We start from the raw sequence: 15,304 nt of genomic DNA, 5'->3' as shown, positions 1-15,304 counted from the left end.
TGAACTTAGATAGGATAGATTGCATGCGTATTGTTTTTGCCGGTTCCCCCCCAGTTGCCCTTCCCGTGTTGGAATACCTTGAGCAATCTGCACACGACCTGGTGGCGGTGTTGTCACGCCCGGATGCGCCCTCCGGACGAGGGCGGAAAATGGCTCCGTCAGCGGTATCCAGTTACGCGACTCAGCATGACCTGATGCTTTATCAGCCTAAAACTCTAAAGAATAATGCAGAAGCTGCCACATTTTTGCGTGACCTCCAGCCTGATTTGGGCATCGTCGTGGCTTACGGGGCGATTCTGCCGGCTGACATTTTAGAGATTCCTCAGTTTGGGTGGATTAATATCCATTTTTCACTGTTGCCACGCTGGCGGGGTGCCGCCCCGGTGCAGCGCGCTTTGCAAGCGGGGGATACTGAAACTGGAGTGACGGTATTTCAACTGGAACAGGCTTTGGACACTGGTCCCATTTATGCGACCTGTTCTTATACGGTGCCGGAGCAAGCTACGGCGGGAGACGTATTGCAAGAACTTGCCGAACTCAGCGTCAAACCGCTGGAACAAGCGCTATCCATGATTGCGCGAGGCGTTGCGCCGGAACCGCAATCCGACATCGGCATCACTTATGCGTCGCCGTTGCAGCCAGCAGAAGGTGAAATTGACTGGTCCGCTGCAGATGACACGATTGCCTGCCAGATTAAAGGATTTATGCCTTCTCCGGGAGCCTGGACGATGTGGCAGGGTTCCCGCATGAAATTGGGTGTACTGGAAGTAAATCCGCCCGTAACGATGCCTATCCCGTCTCTGGAACCCGGTCAGATTTTTACCACTCGTCACGAGGTGTGGGTTGGCACCGGTTCCGCCCCTGTTTGTTTAGGCGCGGTGGCTCCCGCCGGAAAAAAACCTATGCCAGCTGACGCGTGGGCGCGTGGAGCCCACCTGGAAAGCGGTGCGAAATTTGAACCTTCGCACTCGATGGGGGGACAAGAGTGAAGCATCCCGGGACATCTTCTGGAGGTAAGCCGCGTACACCGCGCAACCCTGCAAAATCCACGGGCACGGGACGAAATTTCCGTAACTCCCGCACCGGTTACGCCTATCGCAGTAAAACCCGGCGCGACCCCGCTCGTGACGTCGCATTCCAAGCCTTGCGCCGGGTAGACCAAGACCATGCTTACGCAAACTTGGTTTTGCCCGGTCTGATTGAACGAGCACGGTTGCATCGACGTGACGCGGCTTTTGCCACCGAGCTGGTGTATGGCACCCTGCGTTTACAAGGACGCTACGACGCTATCATCGGGCTGCTGAGTGACCGAGACATCGCAGCTTTGGATTCGGAGTTAGTGACGGTGTTGCGGATGGGGATTCATCAGATCCTCCAGATGCGAGTGGAAGATTATGCCGCGGTAGACACCATGGTTGACCTGGCACGCGACCGTTTATCTGCCGGTCCGGCAGGAATGGTAAATGCGGTGTTGCGCAAGGTTACGGAACATGACCTGTCCTATTGGCTCGATGCCATCACTTCGGGACTGACCGGAGAAAAAGCCCTGAGTCGAGCGTTTTCCTATCCGGAATGGATTGTGTGGGCGCTGCGCGATGCCCTGGTCGCCACGGGTCGTGATGCCGGTGAGCTACCGGGACTTTTGCACGCCCAAAATCGTCCTGCCTACGTGACCCTGTGCGCCCGACCAGGGTTGATTAGTGCAGATGAGCTGGCGACCGCTGCCGAAACTTATCTCGATGCAGACACACGTTTGGGTGAGCTCTCGGATTGCGCAGTGGTGCTGTCTGGAGGCGACCCGCGGCGGCTGCGTGCGGTGGAGCGTGGTCTCGCCGGGGTTGAGGACGAAGGCTCGCAGCTGGTTGCCAAAGTCTTGGCAGCAGCACCCGTGACGGGGGTGGAGCGGACCTGGGTCGATTTATGTGCTGGTCCGGGCGGGAAAACGGCACTGCTGGCGGGGCTGGCGCGCTCACGTGACGTTTCTGTCATTGCTAATGAGGTTTCGCCGCACCGGGCTGAATTGGTGCGAGACTCTACGAAAGCATTTACAGACCAAATCGTGCAGGTATTACAAGGCGACGGTCGCGATTTCGGGGGACTTCATCCCGGCAAGGCCGACCGGGTTCTGGTGGATGCACCATGTTCGGGCTTAGGGTCGCTGCGGCGTCGGCCGGAAGCCCGGTGGAACAAATCCGCCACCGATTTAAAGGATTTGACCGCCCTACAGCAGGATCTGCTGCGTTCCGCATTGGAAACTGTCAAGCCTGGGGGTGTGGTGGGATACGCGACTTGTAGCCCGCATCTGGCTGAGACCCGCCAGGTGGTAGAAACCACAGTGAAAAATCGCGCGGATTTGCGAGTCCTCGATGCCCCCGCGGTAGCGCGTGAGATTATCGTCAACTCGGAACATGACCTTGGTCCGGGACCGTACCTGCAGCTGTGGCCTGACCGAGACGGTACCGATGCCATGTTCCTGGCGTTGATACAGAAAAAGTCCCCTACAGAAGAGGCAATCGCACCAAAACAGTCCGAAACAGACCTCGAAATCAGACAATAGAAGAAAGAATGGATTTGATATGAGCCTTAAGATTTATCCCTCCGTGCTGAACTGTGACCAGATGCATTTTGCCAAAGCGTTGCAAGACATTAAAAGCGCTGATGGGGTTCATCTCGATATTATGGACAATCACTTTGTGCCCAACCTGACGTGGGGACTGCCCACCGCCACGGCGGTGTTAAACTCCACCAGACTGCCGGTTGATGCCCACCTGATGATTGAAAATCCAGACCGTTGGTCCTTGGAATATGCCAAGGCTGGCTGCGCAATCGTCTGTTTCCACCTGGAAGCCTCCCGTGCCCCGATACGAACCGCAGACGTACTGCACAGCTTGGGCGCCAAAGTTGGCATTGCGTTGAATCCAGCGACCCCTGCCAGCGCCATTAAAGATATTTTGGGACGCTTTGACCAAGTGACAGTCATGAGTGTGGAGCCGGGCTTTGGGGGGCAAAAGTTTATCCCTGAGGTTCTTCCCAAGATTCGCCAGCTGCGCGCATATGCCGAAGACGCCCGCTTGCCCCTCGACATTGAAGTTGACGGGGGAATTAACGATGATACCTTGCCTCTTGTGCTGCAAGCCGGAGCAAATGTGGTGGTGGCAGGGTCCTATGTGTTCAAGCGCAACCCCGAACAGGCTATCGCCACGTTGCGCACCATTGGTGCAACCGACCATACCCATTAGCCTCCTCCGGAAATTTGACCGCAGCGCCTCGCTGAGGGGCTATACTGTAGATAGCTCTGGGGGCTGTGTGATTCAGCACCGGCGGTTAAAGTCCGCGACCTCGTGCTTGCACGAGTTGAATCGGTGAAATTCCGATACCGACGGTTATAGTCCGGATGGGAAGAGCCGTGCGTTTCACCGTGCCTGGGTTTGCTTACTCAGGCGTTGGTCAGCGTTCATCTTTCTTTGCCCTGGGCTGTCCAATGAGGTGCTGCACCGAAAGGGGTGAAGATGTCGATGAGTCAGAACCGGGCAACGCCAACGTTTCATGCCGTCTCGGGATTTCGACCGCTCAATGTCATTGCCCCGCTTTCTTTAGCGTTGCTCATTGTGGCAGTCTGGTTCCTCGCGACGAGTTCTGGAAACATTCCGACCTTTATTTTGCCGCGTCCCAGCGATGTAGTTAGCTCCGGTGTGGAGCTGTTGAGCGGGAAAACTTTTTGGGTTTGCCTGGGAAACACCTTGCTGGCAGCGGCGGGCGGAACCGTTTTGGGATTGATAGTGAGCGTGCCGCTTTCTTTTGCGATTCATCATCTGCGACTCCTGAACGCGGCAGTCCAGCCGTTTTTGGGAGCTTCCCAAGCGGTTCCGGCAGTAGCTCTGGCGCCGCTGCTGTTGATTTGGCTGCCGACTCCGCGTCTCGCCATCGCGATGTTGTGCGCGTTGATGGTGTTTTTCCCCATTTTGGTTTCTACCACTGTGGGTTTGCATCACCTGAACGCCAGCATTTTAGAAGCTGCCAAACTCGATGGTGCCGGAACTTGGGACTTGTTGCGATACATGGAGATTCCCCTGGTATTGCCGTCTTTACTGGGGGGCATCCGTAACGGTGTGACCCTGTCTATCACCGGGGCAGTGGTGGGTGAGATGGTCATCGGTGGGCATGGTATGGGCACCCTGATTACTCTGCAGTCACACAACGTGGATACACCGGGCATGTTCGTGAGTTTAATCATGATTTGCACCGTCGCCGCGCTAATTTACCTGGGGGTATATCGCCTGGAGCGTCATTCCAAAACTGTAAACGCAGTTTAGCTGTGTCTCTAAGAAAGGTTCACGAGAAAATGTCACATCGTTTCATCAAGTCCCTAGCAGGGTTGGCGATGAGTGCCGTACTCCTCGCGGGTTGTGCTGCCGGTTCCACTGCGGAAAAGGGAAGTTCCGCGAGGTCTGCCGGTAGTCCTGCCGGGGCGAACCGGGCGGTCACAATCGGTTTGACTTATATCCCCAATGTACAGTTTGCGCCGTTCTATGTGGCAGCCCAAGACCGGCTGTTCCGTTGGGACGGTGGTGGGGGAGTCCGCCAGCAGCCCGTTAACCTGCGTCACCACGGTGCTGATGAGGGACTGTTCAACGCCCTTTTGTCCCACAAAGAGGACTACGTGGTGGCGTTTGCTGACGAAGCGGTACAGGCGATATCCGCCGGTATGGATTTGTGCGTCACGGGTATCCTCTACCAAAAATATCCGGTGGAAGTTATCGCCACCAAGCAATCGGGGATTACCTCTTGGGCGGATTTGAAAGGAAAAACCGTAGGCGTACCGGGTCGCTTCGGCTCGAGCTGGTTTGGTTTCCAGGCAGGTTTACAGCAGGCGGGTTTGAGTCTGGATGACGTGAAAATTTCGGAAATCGGATATACCCAACAGACTCAAATGGCCACCGGAAAAGTTGATGCGGTGGTCGGATTTTCCAATAATGACCTGGTCCAGTTCCAGTTGGCAGGGCTCGCAGTGACCGAGATTCCGCTGCCGCCAAATCTGCCGTTAGTCGGTGCTGCCGTGGTGACGACCGGCGAAAACTGTAAAACCCAAGATTCTGTGAATGAGGGCGTCATCAACGCTATGGCGCAAGCCGTCAACAGTATCCAGCAAAATCCAGAGAAAGCGGTGGAATACACAAAAAAGTATGACCAAACGCTTAACACCGCTGCTTCCTTGCAGGCTGCCAAGAAAGTCAATCAGGCGACGCTGGAGCTGGAGCAAATGCCTGGCTACGACCCGGCTGACCCTGGTCGCGCTGCCGCTCCCGACCCGCAAAAATTCAAGGACATGATAGCCCTGTTAGATGAAATCGGAGCGTTGGATAAAAAAGTCGACCTCAGTTCTCTGGACCAGGCAGGTTTAGAAAAAATTGCCCGACCGTGGCAGTCGCTGCAGGCCCATTCTTCAGCCACGAAATAGATGCGGGGAACCTCGGAGGATCCGGATGGCATACACCCATATTTAATTCTGTCATATTGATATTTGGGAAAACTTCTGCCATTGCATAATCTTTAAACGTGAATAACTTCGAAGAACTGTATGAGATTATCGAAAGCCGAAAGAACGAACGTCCGGAGGGATCCCGCACGGTTGAGGAGCTAGACAGGGGGGTCCACGGGATTGGCAAAAAGATTGTAGAAGAAGCTGCCGAAGTGTGGATGGCGTGCGAATATGAATCGGATGAAGCCGCCCAGATTGAAATCTCACAGCTCATTTATCATTTGCAGGTCATGATGGTGGCGAAAGGGTTTACTCCCCAAGACATCTATCAACATATGTAGGACAGGGGCAACTTCGTCTAAAGTTTGCGTCCGATAACACCCGGAAACCAGTCACAATAGTTTGAGAAAAGGGGAATCAGCCATGTTACGAATCGCGGTGCCGAATAAGGGGTCACTGTGCGAACCGGCGGTCACGATGCTAAAAGAAGCCGGTTACAAGGTAACTCGGCGGGGACGTGAGCTGACGATTATTGACAAAAGCAACGATGTCGAGTTCTTTTTCCTGCGTCCGCGTGACATTGCAGTTTATGTCGGTGCCGGGGTCGTGTCTTGCGGTATTACCGGGCGGGATTTGCTGATTGACTCCGGAGTAGCCGCGGTGGAATATCTGGGGTTGGACTTTGCCCGTTCCACATTCCGGTTTGCTGGACCGGCGGGTAAGTTCCAAGAAGTGGAGGATATCCAGGGCAAACGAGTCGCGACTTCCTATGACTTGCTGCTGAAAAAGTTTCTCGCCGAGCATGAAATTTCTGGGGTCAGCGTGGTACACCTGGACGGTGCGGTGGAGTCTTCAGTCCAGCTGGGTATCGCCGATTTGATTGCTGATGTGGTCGAGACTGGTTCTACGTTGCGAGCTGCAGGTTTGCATACTTTCGGGAAACCTTTGATGGAATCTGAGGCCTTGCTGATTACTGCCGCGGGACAGGAGACTCATGCCCAGCTGCAAACTTTGGCAGCACGCCTGCGGGGCGTGATGGTAGCGCGAACCTACGTGCTGATGGACTACAACGCTCCTTCCGCCCAACTTGCAGACTTGCTAGCGATTACGCCCGGTATTGAATCTCCAACCATTTCCGACTTAGCTGAGGATGCCTGGAAAGCTGTGCGCGTCATGGTGAAAGCCGCGGATGTGAACCTCATTATGGATCGTCTCTATGCGGCGGGGGCACGTGGAATCATTGTGACTGACCTGAAGGCGTGCCGTCTGTAACACTGCGGTCCCCTCAGAGACGCGGCGCGGGGTCTTTCTCTGATTTCTTGGCTTCAGGGACTGGCACAGTGGCTCCGTAGACTCCCGCGGCTGCCGCCGCTAGGAAAGCGGCTGGGTCTTCGCTTAGGGTCCTGCCCATGGTGGAAAGTTTCACCGGGAACTCCTCCAGAGCTGCGTACAGTCCCGTAGTGGGTTGGTTGATAACCCTGTGGTGTTCCTGCAGAAGGCTCAGTTGGGACTTCACCAGGGGCGTGAAGGTTCCTTTCGGGTCGGCGAGGGTCTTTTCAACAGGATTGTCTATGTCGAAAATGGGAAGTACGACATCCAGAGGAGGCAACCCCATCCAAGTCAGCATGGTTAGGGAATGATGCGAAATTCCGTAGTGGCGGGGGCGCGCGTCACCACTGGACATGCGCAGCACTGCAATTGGATGACCGTTTAACGCCGAGGCGGTATGTAAAAATTGTGCTCCGTCCACCCCCGAGTAACCCCAGCGAGTACCGGTGCCCAGGTTGCCCGGACCTTGTGACACAATGACTGCGTCAGCTTTTACCACCGCAGACGCTACGAACAGGGCGGAAGGAAAACTCACGGCTTCGTAATCGCCCCCAAAACACTGACCGCAGGTAATGGTGGCAGCTAAACTGCCGGACTCACGCATTTGAGCTACGGTACGGGAATACGCTAACGGCAGAGCGCCGCCATCGGTTTGAATATAAACCAGCCGGGCTCGCGGGTTGTGGTGCAGGAATCCCGCCACGATAGCCGGTAGAGCCGAATGCAAATCCGTCACCAGAACCGGAAGTCCATCTAGCGTATCAGCGGAACGCAGCAGAGAGTGGTAGGGGCTGTCCGGTTCGTCCGCGCCCAACACTACCTTTTGATGTGGGGTGTAACGAGCCTTCACCAAGTGACCGGGATTAGGCAGCTCGTCCGCCGGCAGACGGGTTTCATTAGCCAGAACCATGGCTTCGCCACCGGTACCCAAGGCCTTTGCCAGGGGAGAAACTTCAATCTGGATGATGTCACCGGGCTGCGCGGCACCGAGCAACTCTGGATAGCAGATGGCTCGGCAGGTGTCACCGGGCTGGAAACTCACGGCAGGTCCGGAATCTTGTTGGGGAGGCGCAGCTACAATTTCGCAGAGCAAAACCTGATGAGGGGTCTGCCGCCGCACTTCCAGAACACGTGCTTTCCGAATCATCACGGCTTAAGCATAGCCGCTTTACGCCTGGGTTCAGAACAATCCTGAAGGCGCACAGCTATAATTTTTGTATGCACCAGGTATCCAACGAGCCCGACATTTTCGATGCAGACGACGATTATGAATGGCGCGAAGACCTCCCTAGTGAATCGCAACTTGCCTCGGCATCGCGACGTTACCAGGGGCTTTTAACGATTTTTTATCGAAATGCCCGCCCTCTGACTTATGACGAAATCTATGCCGCCTACAATGCCACCATTGGACCTTACCTGCCGGTCAGCCCCGACACCGACCAGACGCAGCCGCATGACGCTTACAGCCTCAAAATCCGCAATGATATTAAAACTCTGAATAAAATCCTGGGCGGGATTATCGTCCAAGATGAACGCAACAATGCGGGGACTGCCCACCGATACCTGCTGCGACCCGATGTGAGTCGCCAAACGCACTTGGCTTTTGATGCTGCTGAATCAGTCTGGGTACACGTCGCACTGGGATTATTAGAAGGCGACTTTACCCAGATTGATTCCCATGTCCGTTCCGTCAGCGAAATCGACCCCGCAAATCCGTTAGAAGTGCAATCTCAAGCACTCATTTCGCGGTTTACGCAGGATGTTTTTCGGGCAATTGCCGCGGCACAGATAATCGAGTTTGATTATCAGGCACGCTATGGTGAATCTACGCATCGACGAGTGCGACCCACGCGGATGATGCTGTCGCGCGGTTTTTTCTACGTTCGCGGTTTTGACGAAACTCGCCAAGGTTTCCGGACCTTTAAGTTGTCTCGACTCAGTAACCCGGTGATTATGGACCAGACCTTTGACGTTGCGGAACACGTTGAATCCCCGCGCAACGTTTCTCTGGAGAGCCCCCTGGAACGCGTCATTTTTGTGGCGGATCCTGAAAAAGCCTCCGAAGCCGTCATGAATGCGGAACTCATCTGTGAGTATGCCGATTTCGCCTGCCAAGCGCCGAAACTGGGGCTGGACGTACCCGACCGGGTTCCTTCAGGATGGAATTTGTATCGTGCCAAACGACCAGATTTCTATACATGGAGCCGTTTAGCCACCGAAGCAATGGCGCACCTGACAGTGCTGGACCCACCGAAACTTGTGACGGCGACCATACAAGCGGCTCAGCGTCTGACTCATCTCGAATTGACGGCGGGCGAGTCTGAAACCGGACGGCTGAAGTTTGACGAGTTTAGCCACCGCACCGCGGGCGTTTCTATAGATAACCAGACGCGCGTCACAGCTGAATCCCTGGCAGTGATGACGTTTATCCTCAAACACAGCGCGGCAGGTAACACCTGTACCGTATCTGAACTGGCCAAACATTTTGGTCTGCAAACTGCAGACATCAAAAACATTATTTGGGATTTCTTGGACTTAGACGCGGCAGCCAGCAACGCAGATTCTGACTATGACAGTTTCCTGCCCTCGATTCGTAAAGACGGAACGATTGAAGTCAACGGTTCTCGCAGTTGGGTGATGCCCCCGTCCTTTAGCGCTCATGAGGCGCTGTCCCTCCTGTTGGGGCTGGAAGTCGCCGGATATTTGGCGCCGTCGTCACAAGAGGCGATTGCGACCGCTCGTCTGAAGGTTGCCTCCTGGTTGGGGCAAGTGCATGAACTGACCGCCCCTCAGTTGGTGACCAATACGGTGCCGCCCTCGATTCAGAACTCTTTGGAAACGTTGAATCGGGCGATAGAACAGGGTCGCACGGTCGTTTTCACCTATACCAATGCCAGCTGGGATACTGCGCCGCGCCGAGTGGCACCCCAGTCTGTCTATACGGATCGCTACCACGTGTATCTGGTGGGAGTGAATCTGGATAAACGCAAGTGGCACAAGTACCGCCTGGATCGCCTCAGTGACCTGCATGTCACCGCGGATCCGATTCCTGACAAACTCCCGCAAAAACCCAGCTACAAGTACCAGACGGTCGATCTGGAGCTAAAGAACCAAGCGAAATCCTATGTTGACACGATTCTTCACGCCCAGACGGTGGAACAATCCGCGACCACATACCGGGTGCGTTTGAAAGTGAAAGATCCTGCCTGGCTGCAGCGGGTGATACAGATTCTCGCCACCGATATTACAGCCATTGTCGGTGGACCTGCACATCAGACCGTAGTGGAGGCAGCTCGACAGACGGGTGTCGCGGCTTTGTCTCGATATACCGAACTCGACTCCACGCGGGCGGTAGCGGACGGGTAAGATTGAGTTATGAGTGTTCAGGGTATCGTGTGGCTCATCGCCGTAATTTGTGCCGTGGCAATTTTTGTGGCGACGACCGTATGGATTATTTTGCGGGGGATACGTCTCTATCGGACGGTTCGCGATATTGAGATGCCCGTCCACGATGCCTTGGAGCCAGTTAGCGAACCGGTCCGAAAGCCGGCACCTACGGGAGACCCTGCAACTTTGAGCGCAGCACGCGTGGCTCGCGCCGAGGTGAAACAGGCTCGCAAGGTCAACAAACAACGCCGCCTGAACGCCGCTCATGACCGTTGGGCGAGCTACGATTTGGTGGCACCGCGGCAGTAAACATCTGAAATTATGAGTCCTAAACGTCACCGTTACCGTGAAAGCCAGAAAGCTGCCGCACGATTGGCGCAAACGGAATCCGCCGACGCGACCAACCCCTCTCCTGCACAGCGTTATCAGGCTTTCAAAGCGACCCAGCAGTCTCCGGAACTCTACGAGTTCCAAGCTCTGTTTGATTTTCCCTTGGACGACTTTCAAATCGAGGCCTGCCAGGTACTCGATAAGGGGCAAGATGTTTTGGTTAGTGCCCCGACTTCAGCTGGGAAAACTATTGTCGGCTTTTACGGGATTTTCCTGGCTTTGCGCCAGGGCAAACGCCTGTTTTACACGACCCCGATTAAAGCTCTGTCCAACCAAAAGTATCTGGAACTGGTGGAGTTATTCGGTGTCGATAATGTCGGATTGTTGACCGGCGACACCGCGATAAATGGCGACGCCGCCATCATTGTGATGACCACCGAAGTGCTGCGGAACATGATTTACGCCGCGGCGCCGCTGGCAGACCTGGGATATGTAGTCATGGATGAGGTTCATTATCTCTCCGATCATTTCCGTGGACCGGTGTGGGAAGAAATCATTATTCACCTCGATGCGGCGGTGCGTCTGATTTGCCTTTCTGCCACGATTTCTAACGCTAATGTTTTCGCCCAATGGCTCCAGACTTTGCGCGGTCCCACCACCGTCATTTCGACCTCTGTCCGCCCGGTGCCGTTGAAACACTTTATGATTAGCGCCTCGGGCGAAGTTCTGCCCCTATTTGCCAAAGGTGAGGTGGGTGGACACCTGAACCGGGCTCTGCTAGCGCAAGCTGCCCAGCAGGTCATGCCGCGTCGGGGGCGGATGCCCCGCCGGATTCGCGCGGACAGACCCGCCGTAGCACGCAGTCTGGAACAGCAGGATTTGCTCCCGGCGATTGTGTTTATATTTTCCCGGCAGGGCTGTAACGATGCGGCAGCGCAGGTGTTTGACGCCGGTCTACGTTTCACCACTACAGAAGAAGCCGACCAGATTCGTCTCGAGGTAGAAACTACGCTGGCAGGGTTCAGCCAGGGCGATTTGAGCGCTATTGACGTTTCGAACTGGGAAGAAACCCTGGCTGCCGGTATCGCCCCACATCACGCCGGATTACTGCCGATTCAAAAGCAACTGACCGAGTCGCTATTCGCGAAAGGCTTGATTCGCCTGGTCTTTGCTACCGAAACGCTGGCCCTCGGGATTAACATGCCTGCCCGCACCGTTGTCCTGGAATCGCTGAATAAATGGAACGGTCAGGAACGCGCGAACTTGACGCCGGGGGAGTACACCCAGCTCACGGGTCGCGCTGGACGCCGCGGGATTGATTCGGTGGGACATGCGCTGACTCTCATGGAAGTGAAGAATCCGCCCCAGCTGCTGGCTAATTTGGCGAGTCAACAAACCTACCCGCTGCACTCGGCTTTCGTACCAACGTTTAACATGGCAGTAAACCTGCTGGCTCGCACTACGCTGGAGGGGGCAAAGGAAACCGTTGAAAAGTCTTTTGCTCAATATGTAGCGTTGGGAAGTTCACGCAAATTGTTCGCACAACTGCGCCGGTTTGAAGATTTGGCAGCGGATCAAGAACGCAGTGCCAGTTGCGAGCGCGGGGACGTGATGGCGCTGCTGGACTTGATGAACGCCCTTTCCAAAACCGAAAAACAAGCTAAACAGCGACGCCACAGCGGGGAAAATACCCCCCAGAACCAGCAAGCCGACCGTCGGGCTATAGAGCAGGCACGCGCCCAGATGAAAGCCCACCCGGTCTATAACTGTCCAGAACGGGACAAACATCTGGTGAAAGCCCGCCAGGCTGCCAAAAACCGAGAATCTGCCCGGATCACTCGCCAGCGGATTGAAACTCGCACAAAGTCCCTGGCACGTCAGTTGGATCACACCTGTCAAGTGCTGCGGGAACTGGACTATGTTGATGATAATTTTCAGCTTCGTGACGCGGGAATCATGTTGCAGTCGGTCTATAACGAGCGTGATTTGCTGGTGGTGGAATGTTTACGTCGCGGCGTCTTCGATGACTTGAACGTGGCGGATTTAGCAGGGGCGCTCTCGGTGTGCCTGGCGCAAAACCGTACTGGCGGACTGTCCCGTTTGATTCCAGCCGAGGCATCTGCCAGTCTGGCGATAGCACTGGAATCGATGGGGCGAATTAACTTTGAAATCGCTACTCTCCAGCAAGAACACTATCTGGAGGCATACCCGCCATTGGAGACAGATTTGTTGCCTGGAGTTGTGGCGTGGGCGCAAGACATCAGTCTCGGGCAATGCTTGGAGCTGACCGGCATGAGCGCCGGGGACTTCGTGCGGGTCATCCGCCAGGTTATAGACCTCGCCGACCAGTTGCGCAAACTGAACCTCAATCCGGCTCTGCACGCGAAATTCCGCAGCGTTATCAATCAGGTGAAGCGGGGAGTGGTGACGTGGGACTTCTGATAGCTCTGCCCCTAGCTTTCATAGGGGGAGTGGAGGGAGCCCTGGCTTTTCCGCACTGGAATGTGTGGCCTTTGCTGATTCTTTCCCTCATGATTTTGCTGGGAACCTTGCGTCGCCAGTTCGGTCGTGGTTCTCGCAGGCGGCGTGTTCTGTTAGTGTCAGCAGTGTGGGGGCTCGGTTTTTTCGGTCCGCAGCTGAGCTGGACCGGGGTTTCTGCAGGTTCAGCTTTTCCGTGGATTGCCCTGACGATTTTAGAGACGCTGTTTATTTGTTTTTTTGCACAAGTGTGGGTGCGTGGGGATCAGGCTATTCCACGGTTTCCCCGTTCGTTGGGGATGTTACGGCTGGTTTGGGCGCCTCTGGCATGGGTCGGCGTGGAACAGTTGCGCTCCTTGATTCCTTTCGGTGGGTTTCCCTGGGCAAAACTTGCTTTTGCGGTGGTGGATACGCCGTTGTTGGCATGGGCACCCTGGGGAGGCAGTGTGCTGGTCAGCGGGGTTTGTGTATTCATAGCCGCTGCCGTGCTGGAACTTTTGAATCGCCACCGTGGTCTGATGCTGAGGATGGTGTCGCTGGTCGCTCTCATTGCCGTCGTCGTATTCCCCACCTTGGTGCATCCGGCGTTGCCCGTTGTTACCAGGCATGTGACAGTCGCTGCGGTCCAGGGCAATACGCCGGGACGCGAGCCACAAACGGCATTCGGGCAGCCTTATGAAGTGTTGCTAAACCACGTAGCGGAGTCTCTCCGCCTGCGTCAACGGACGTCTCGTCACGTTGATTTGGTGTTGTGGGCGGAAAACGCGGCAGACATAGACCCGCGGACCAGTCATCATGCAGCTGCTCTGGTGAACCAGGTGACAGCCGCCTTTCAAGCTCCGCTCATCACGGGTACGTTAGGAGCGGGAGCCCGCGGACCAGGCGTAGCTAACCTTGCCGGATCGAACCTCGACACAAGTTCTTTGCAAAACACCATCTTGGTGTGGACCAACGGGCAAGCCCGCGACACTTATGCCAAGAAGCATCTGGTTCCTTTCGGCGAGTACCTGCCTTGGCGAAAATTTTTTGCCACATTTATTCCCTTTTTAGCCGATTTGGTTCCCGCGGACCTAATTGCCGGGCAGAGTGTGGCACAGCTTGAGGTTTCGCTCTCCGGTCGAGACGTGCATTTGGCCAGTCCCATCTGTTACGAGATTGCTGACGATGACCTGGTGCGACAAGCGGTCAAAGGTGCGAACTTTATCTATGTGCCTACCTCGAGTTCCTTCTTTGGTTCTTCCGATGAAGCTGACCAGCAACTCGCTATTGCCCGCTTTCGTGCAGCTGAACACGGTTTGGACACCATCCAAGTATCCACGATGGATTCCACAGCCCGGATTAATGCTCGTGGACAGATTGTGGGGCGGGTGATTCCAAACTTCCAGGCAGGCAGTTTCGTCACGAGCCTTCCTCTGCGCAGCGGGACCACCCCCGCAACCTTCACCGGCGAACTGCTCGGTCTGGGGGCGCAGGTATTGGTGGTGCTGGCGGCGGTTTTACAAGTTTTATTGGCACTCTCAGAAAGTTGGAAACGTGAAAAACACTAACTATAACGCGCAGACCGTTATCGCTATCCCGACCTATAACGAGCGAGAAAACCTCGAGTGGATTACCACAGAGGTTTTGGCGCAAGCGCCAGGAATTCACATCCTCATCGTGGATGATAATTCACCTGATGGGACGGGGGAATTGGCAGACGCTTTAGCTGCGAATCACCCGCAGCTTCATGTGTTGCACCGCACGGGTAAGGAGGGTCTGGGACCGGCTTATTTGGCAGCATTTGCCTGGGCGGATAGCCACGGATACAGCTGGGTTGGGGAATTCGATGCAGATGGTTCGCACCAGCCTCGGGATTTACCGCGTCTGTTGGCTTTAGCTCATGGTAGCGGTCGTCCGGACCTGGTCATCGGATCGCGCTGGCGGCGTGGGGGAGCGACCTCAGGGTGGTCGCTCCCGCGTCAGGCGCTGAGCCGGGCGGGAAGCGTTTATGTCAATGTGGTGCTGGGATTGGGCGTAGCTGACACCACAGCGGGTTTCCGGGTCTATCGGGTGGATTTCCTGTCCCGTTTATTGCAGCGTTACGTCATTGAATCAAAAGGGTACGGTTTCCAGATTGAGATGACCTGGCGGACGCGCCGGGCGGGGGGCAAGATTGTGGAAGTGCCCATTACCTTTGTGGAACGCCGGGCAGGTACTTCGAAAATGAGCGGGTCAATCATTAAGGAAGCGTTCCTAGAAGTCGCCAAGTGGCGGATACGGGAACTATGCCAACGTGCCTAGTGTTATGTCATTTTATTAGTG

The 15,304-nt window shown here is 55.4% G+C and carries 13 protein-coding genes and 1 riboswitch; of the genes, 12 read left to right on the top strand and 1 reads right to left on the bottom strand.

Features of this window, described 5'->3' with window-relative positions; genetic code table 11:
• The first annotated feature begins 23 nt into the window (after positions 1-23).
• The 7 genes from fmt (at position 24) to hisG (ending at position 6,751) form a co-directional block, all read left to right on the top strand.
• Complete coding sequence (fmt, locus tag HMPREF0573_RS08335; protein ID WP_013189556.1) at positions 24-989, top strand: methionyl-tRNA formyltransferase; 966 nt, start codon at positions 24-26, stop codon at positions 987-989.
• Entirely contained in the window at positions 986-2,557 is a 1,572-nt protein-coding gene (locus tag HMPREF0573_RS08330; protein WP_041798066.1) for an RsmB/NOP family class I SAM-dependent RNA methyltransferase, read from the top strand. The genes fmt and HMPREF0573_RS08330 overlap by 4 nt, the downstream gene beginning before the upstream one ends.
• 19 nt (positions 2,558-2,576) lie before the next feature.
• Complete coding sequence (gene rpe, locus HMPREF0573_RS08325; RefSeq protein WP_004006801.1) at positions 2,577-3,239, top strand: ribulose-phosphate 3-epimerase; 663 nt, start codon at positions 2,577-2,579, stop codon at positions 3,237-3,239.
• Between the two features lie 48 nt (positions 3,240-3,287).
• A riboswitch (FMN riboswitch) is annotated at positions 3,288-3,410 on the top strand.
• Between the two features lie 99 nt (positions 3,411-3,509).
• Positions 3,510-4,313: an ABC transporter permease gene (locus HMPREF0573_RS08320; RefSeq protein WP_013189554.1), complete on the top strand. Its 804-nt coding sequence runs from the start codon at positions 3,510-3,512 to the stop codon at positions 4,311-4,313.
• A gap of 29 nt (positions 4,314-4,342) precedes the next feature.
• Entirely contained in the window at positions 4,343-5,458 is a 1,116-nt protein-coding gene (locus HMPREF0573_RS08315; protein ID WP_013189553.1) for an ABC transporter substrate-binding protein, read from the top strand.
• 98 nt (positions 5,459-5,556) lie between these two features.
• Positions 5,557-5,820, top strand: coding sequence for a phosphoribosyl-ATP diphosphatase (locus HMPREF0573_RS08310; RefSeq protein ID WP_004006804.1), 264 nt, complete (start codon positions 5,557-5,559; stop codon positions 5,818-5,820).
• Positions 5,821-5,902: 82 nt separating this feature from the next.
• On the top strand, positions 5,903-6,751 hold the full coding sequence (gene hisG, locus HMPREF0573_RS08305) for an ATP phosphoribosyltransferase (protein ID WP_013189552.1): 849 nt from the start codon (positions 5,903-5,905) through the stop codon (positions 6,749-6,751).
• Between the two features lie 13 nt (positions 6,752-6,764).
• Here hisG and HMPREF0573_RS08300 read toward each other — a convergent pair whose 3' ends face one another.
• Positions 6,765-7,958 carry a DUF3866 family protein gene (locus tag HMPREF0573_RS08300; protein ID WP_041798063.1) on the bottom strand — a complete coding sequence of 398 codons (1,194 nt, stop codon included), beginning with the start codon at positions 7,956-7,958 and terminating at the stop codon, positions 6,765-6,767.
• Positions 7,959-8,026: 68 nt separating this feature from the next.
• Between HMPREF0573_RS08300 and HMPREF0573_RS08295 the strand changes: the two genes are divergently transcribed.
• The 5 genes from HMPREF0573_RS08295 to HMPREF0573_RS08275 are packed head-to-tail and all read left to right on the top strand — an operon-like array spanning position 8,027 to position 15,283.
• On the top strand, positions 8,027-10,174 hold the full coding sequence (locus HMPREF0573_RS08295) for a WYL domain-containing protein (protein ID WP_013189550.1): 2,148 nt from the start codon (positions 8,027-8,029) through the stop codon (positions 10,172-10,174).
• A 9-nt stretch (positions 10,175-10,183) separates the two neighbouring features.
• The gene (locus tag HMPREF0573_RS08290) at positions 10,184-10,504 is read left to right on the top strand and encodes a hypothetical protein (RefSeq protein ID WP_013189549.1); all 321 of its coding nucleotides are present in this window, start codon (positions 10,184-10,186) and stop codon (positions 10,502-10,504) included.
• 12 nt (positions 10,505-10,516) lie between these two features.
• Positions 10,517-12,967 carry a DEAD/DEAH box helicase gene (locus HMPREF0573_RS08285; RefSeq protein ID WP_013189548.1) on the top strand — a complete coding sequence of 817 codons (2,451 nt, stop codon included), beginning with the start codon at positions 10,517-10,519 and terminating at the stop codon, positions 12,965-12,967.
• Positions 12,955-14,550, top strand: a complete 1,596-nt coding sequence (gene lnt / locus HMPREF0573_RS08280; protein WP_013189547.1) for an apolipoprotein N-acyltransferase — start codon at positions 12,955-12,957, stop codon at positions 14,548-14,550. Before HMPREF0573_RS08285 ends, lnt begins: the two co-directional genes overlap by 13 nt.
• Positions 14,537-15,283 (top strand): polyprenol monophosphomannose synthase, encoded by a 747-nt coding sequence (locus tag HMPREF0573_RS08275; RefSeq protein WP_004006811.1) that lies wholly within the window; start codon positions 14,537-14,539, stop codon positions 15,281-15,283. The genes lnt and HMPREF0573_RS08275 overlap by 14 nt, the downstream gene beginning before the upstream one ends.
• The last annotated feature ends 21 nt before the right edge of the window (positions 15,284-15,304 follow it).

It is taken from the genome of Mobiluncus curtisii ATCC 43063 (assembly GCF_000196535.1).
GTDB classification, from domain to species: domain Bacteria; phylum Actinomycetota; class Actinomycetes; order Actinomycetales; family Actinomycetaceae; genus Mobiluncus; species Mobiluncus curtisii.
This window is presented reverse-complemented; position numbering and strand designations above follow the sequence as displayed.

What these genes read in the sequence shown, in the direction of transcription:
- HMPREF0573_RS08320 (WP_013189554.1), top strand. Translation starts at nt 3,510, where the DNA reads ATGTCGATGAGTCAGAACCGGGCAACGCCAACGTTTCATGCCGTCTCG.
- hisG (WP_013189552.1), top strand. Translation starts at nt 5,903, where the DNA reads ATGTTACGAATCGCGGTGCCGAATAAGGGGTCACTGTGCGAACCGGCG.
- HMPREF0573_RS08295 (WP_013189550.1), top strand. Translation starts at nt 8,027, where the DNA reads ATGCACCAGGTATCCAACGAGCCCGACATTTTCGATGCAGACGACGAT.
- rpe (WP_004006801.1), top strand. Translation starts at nt 2,577, where the DNA reads ATGAGCCTTAAGATTTATCCCTCCGTGCTGAACTGTGACCAGATGCAT.
- HMPREF0573_RS08315 (WP_013189553.1), top strand. Translation starts at nt 4,343, where the DNA reads ATGTCACATCGTTTCATCAAGTCCCTAGCAGGGTTGGCGATGAGTGCC.
- HMPREF0573_RS08290 (WP_013189549.1), top strand. Translation starts at nt 10,184, where the DNA reads ATGAGTGTTCAGGGTATCGTGTGGCTCATCGCCGTAATTTGTGCCGTG.
- HMPREF0573_RS08285 (WP_013189548.1), top strand. Translation starts at nt 10,517, where the DNA reads ATGAGTCCTAAACGTCACCGTTACCGTGAAAGCCAGAAAGCTGCCGCA.
- fmt (WP_013189556.1), top strand. Translation starts at nt 24, where the DNA reads ATGCGTATTGTTTTTGCCGGTTCCCCCCCAGTTGCCCTTCCCGTGTTG.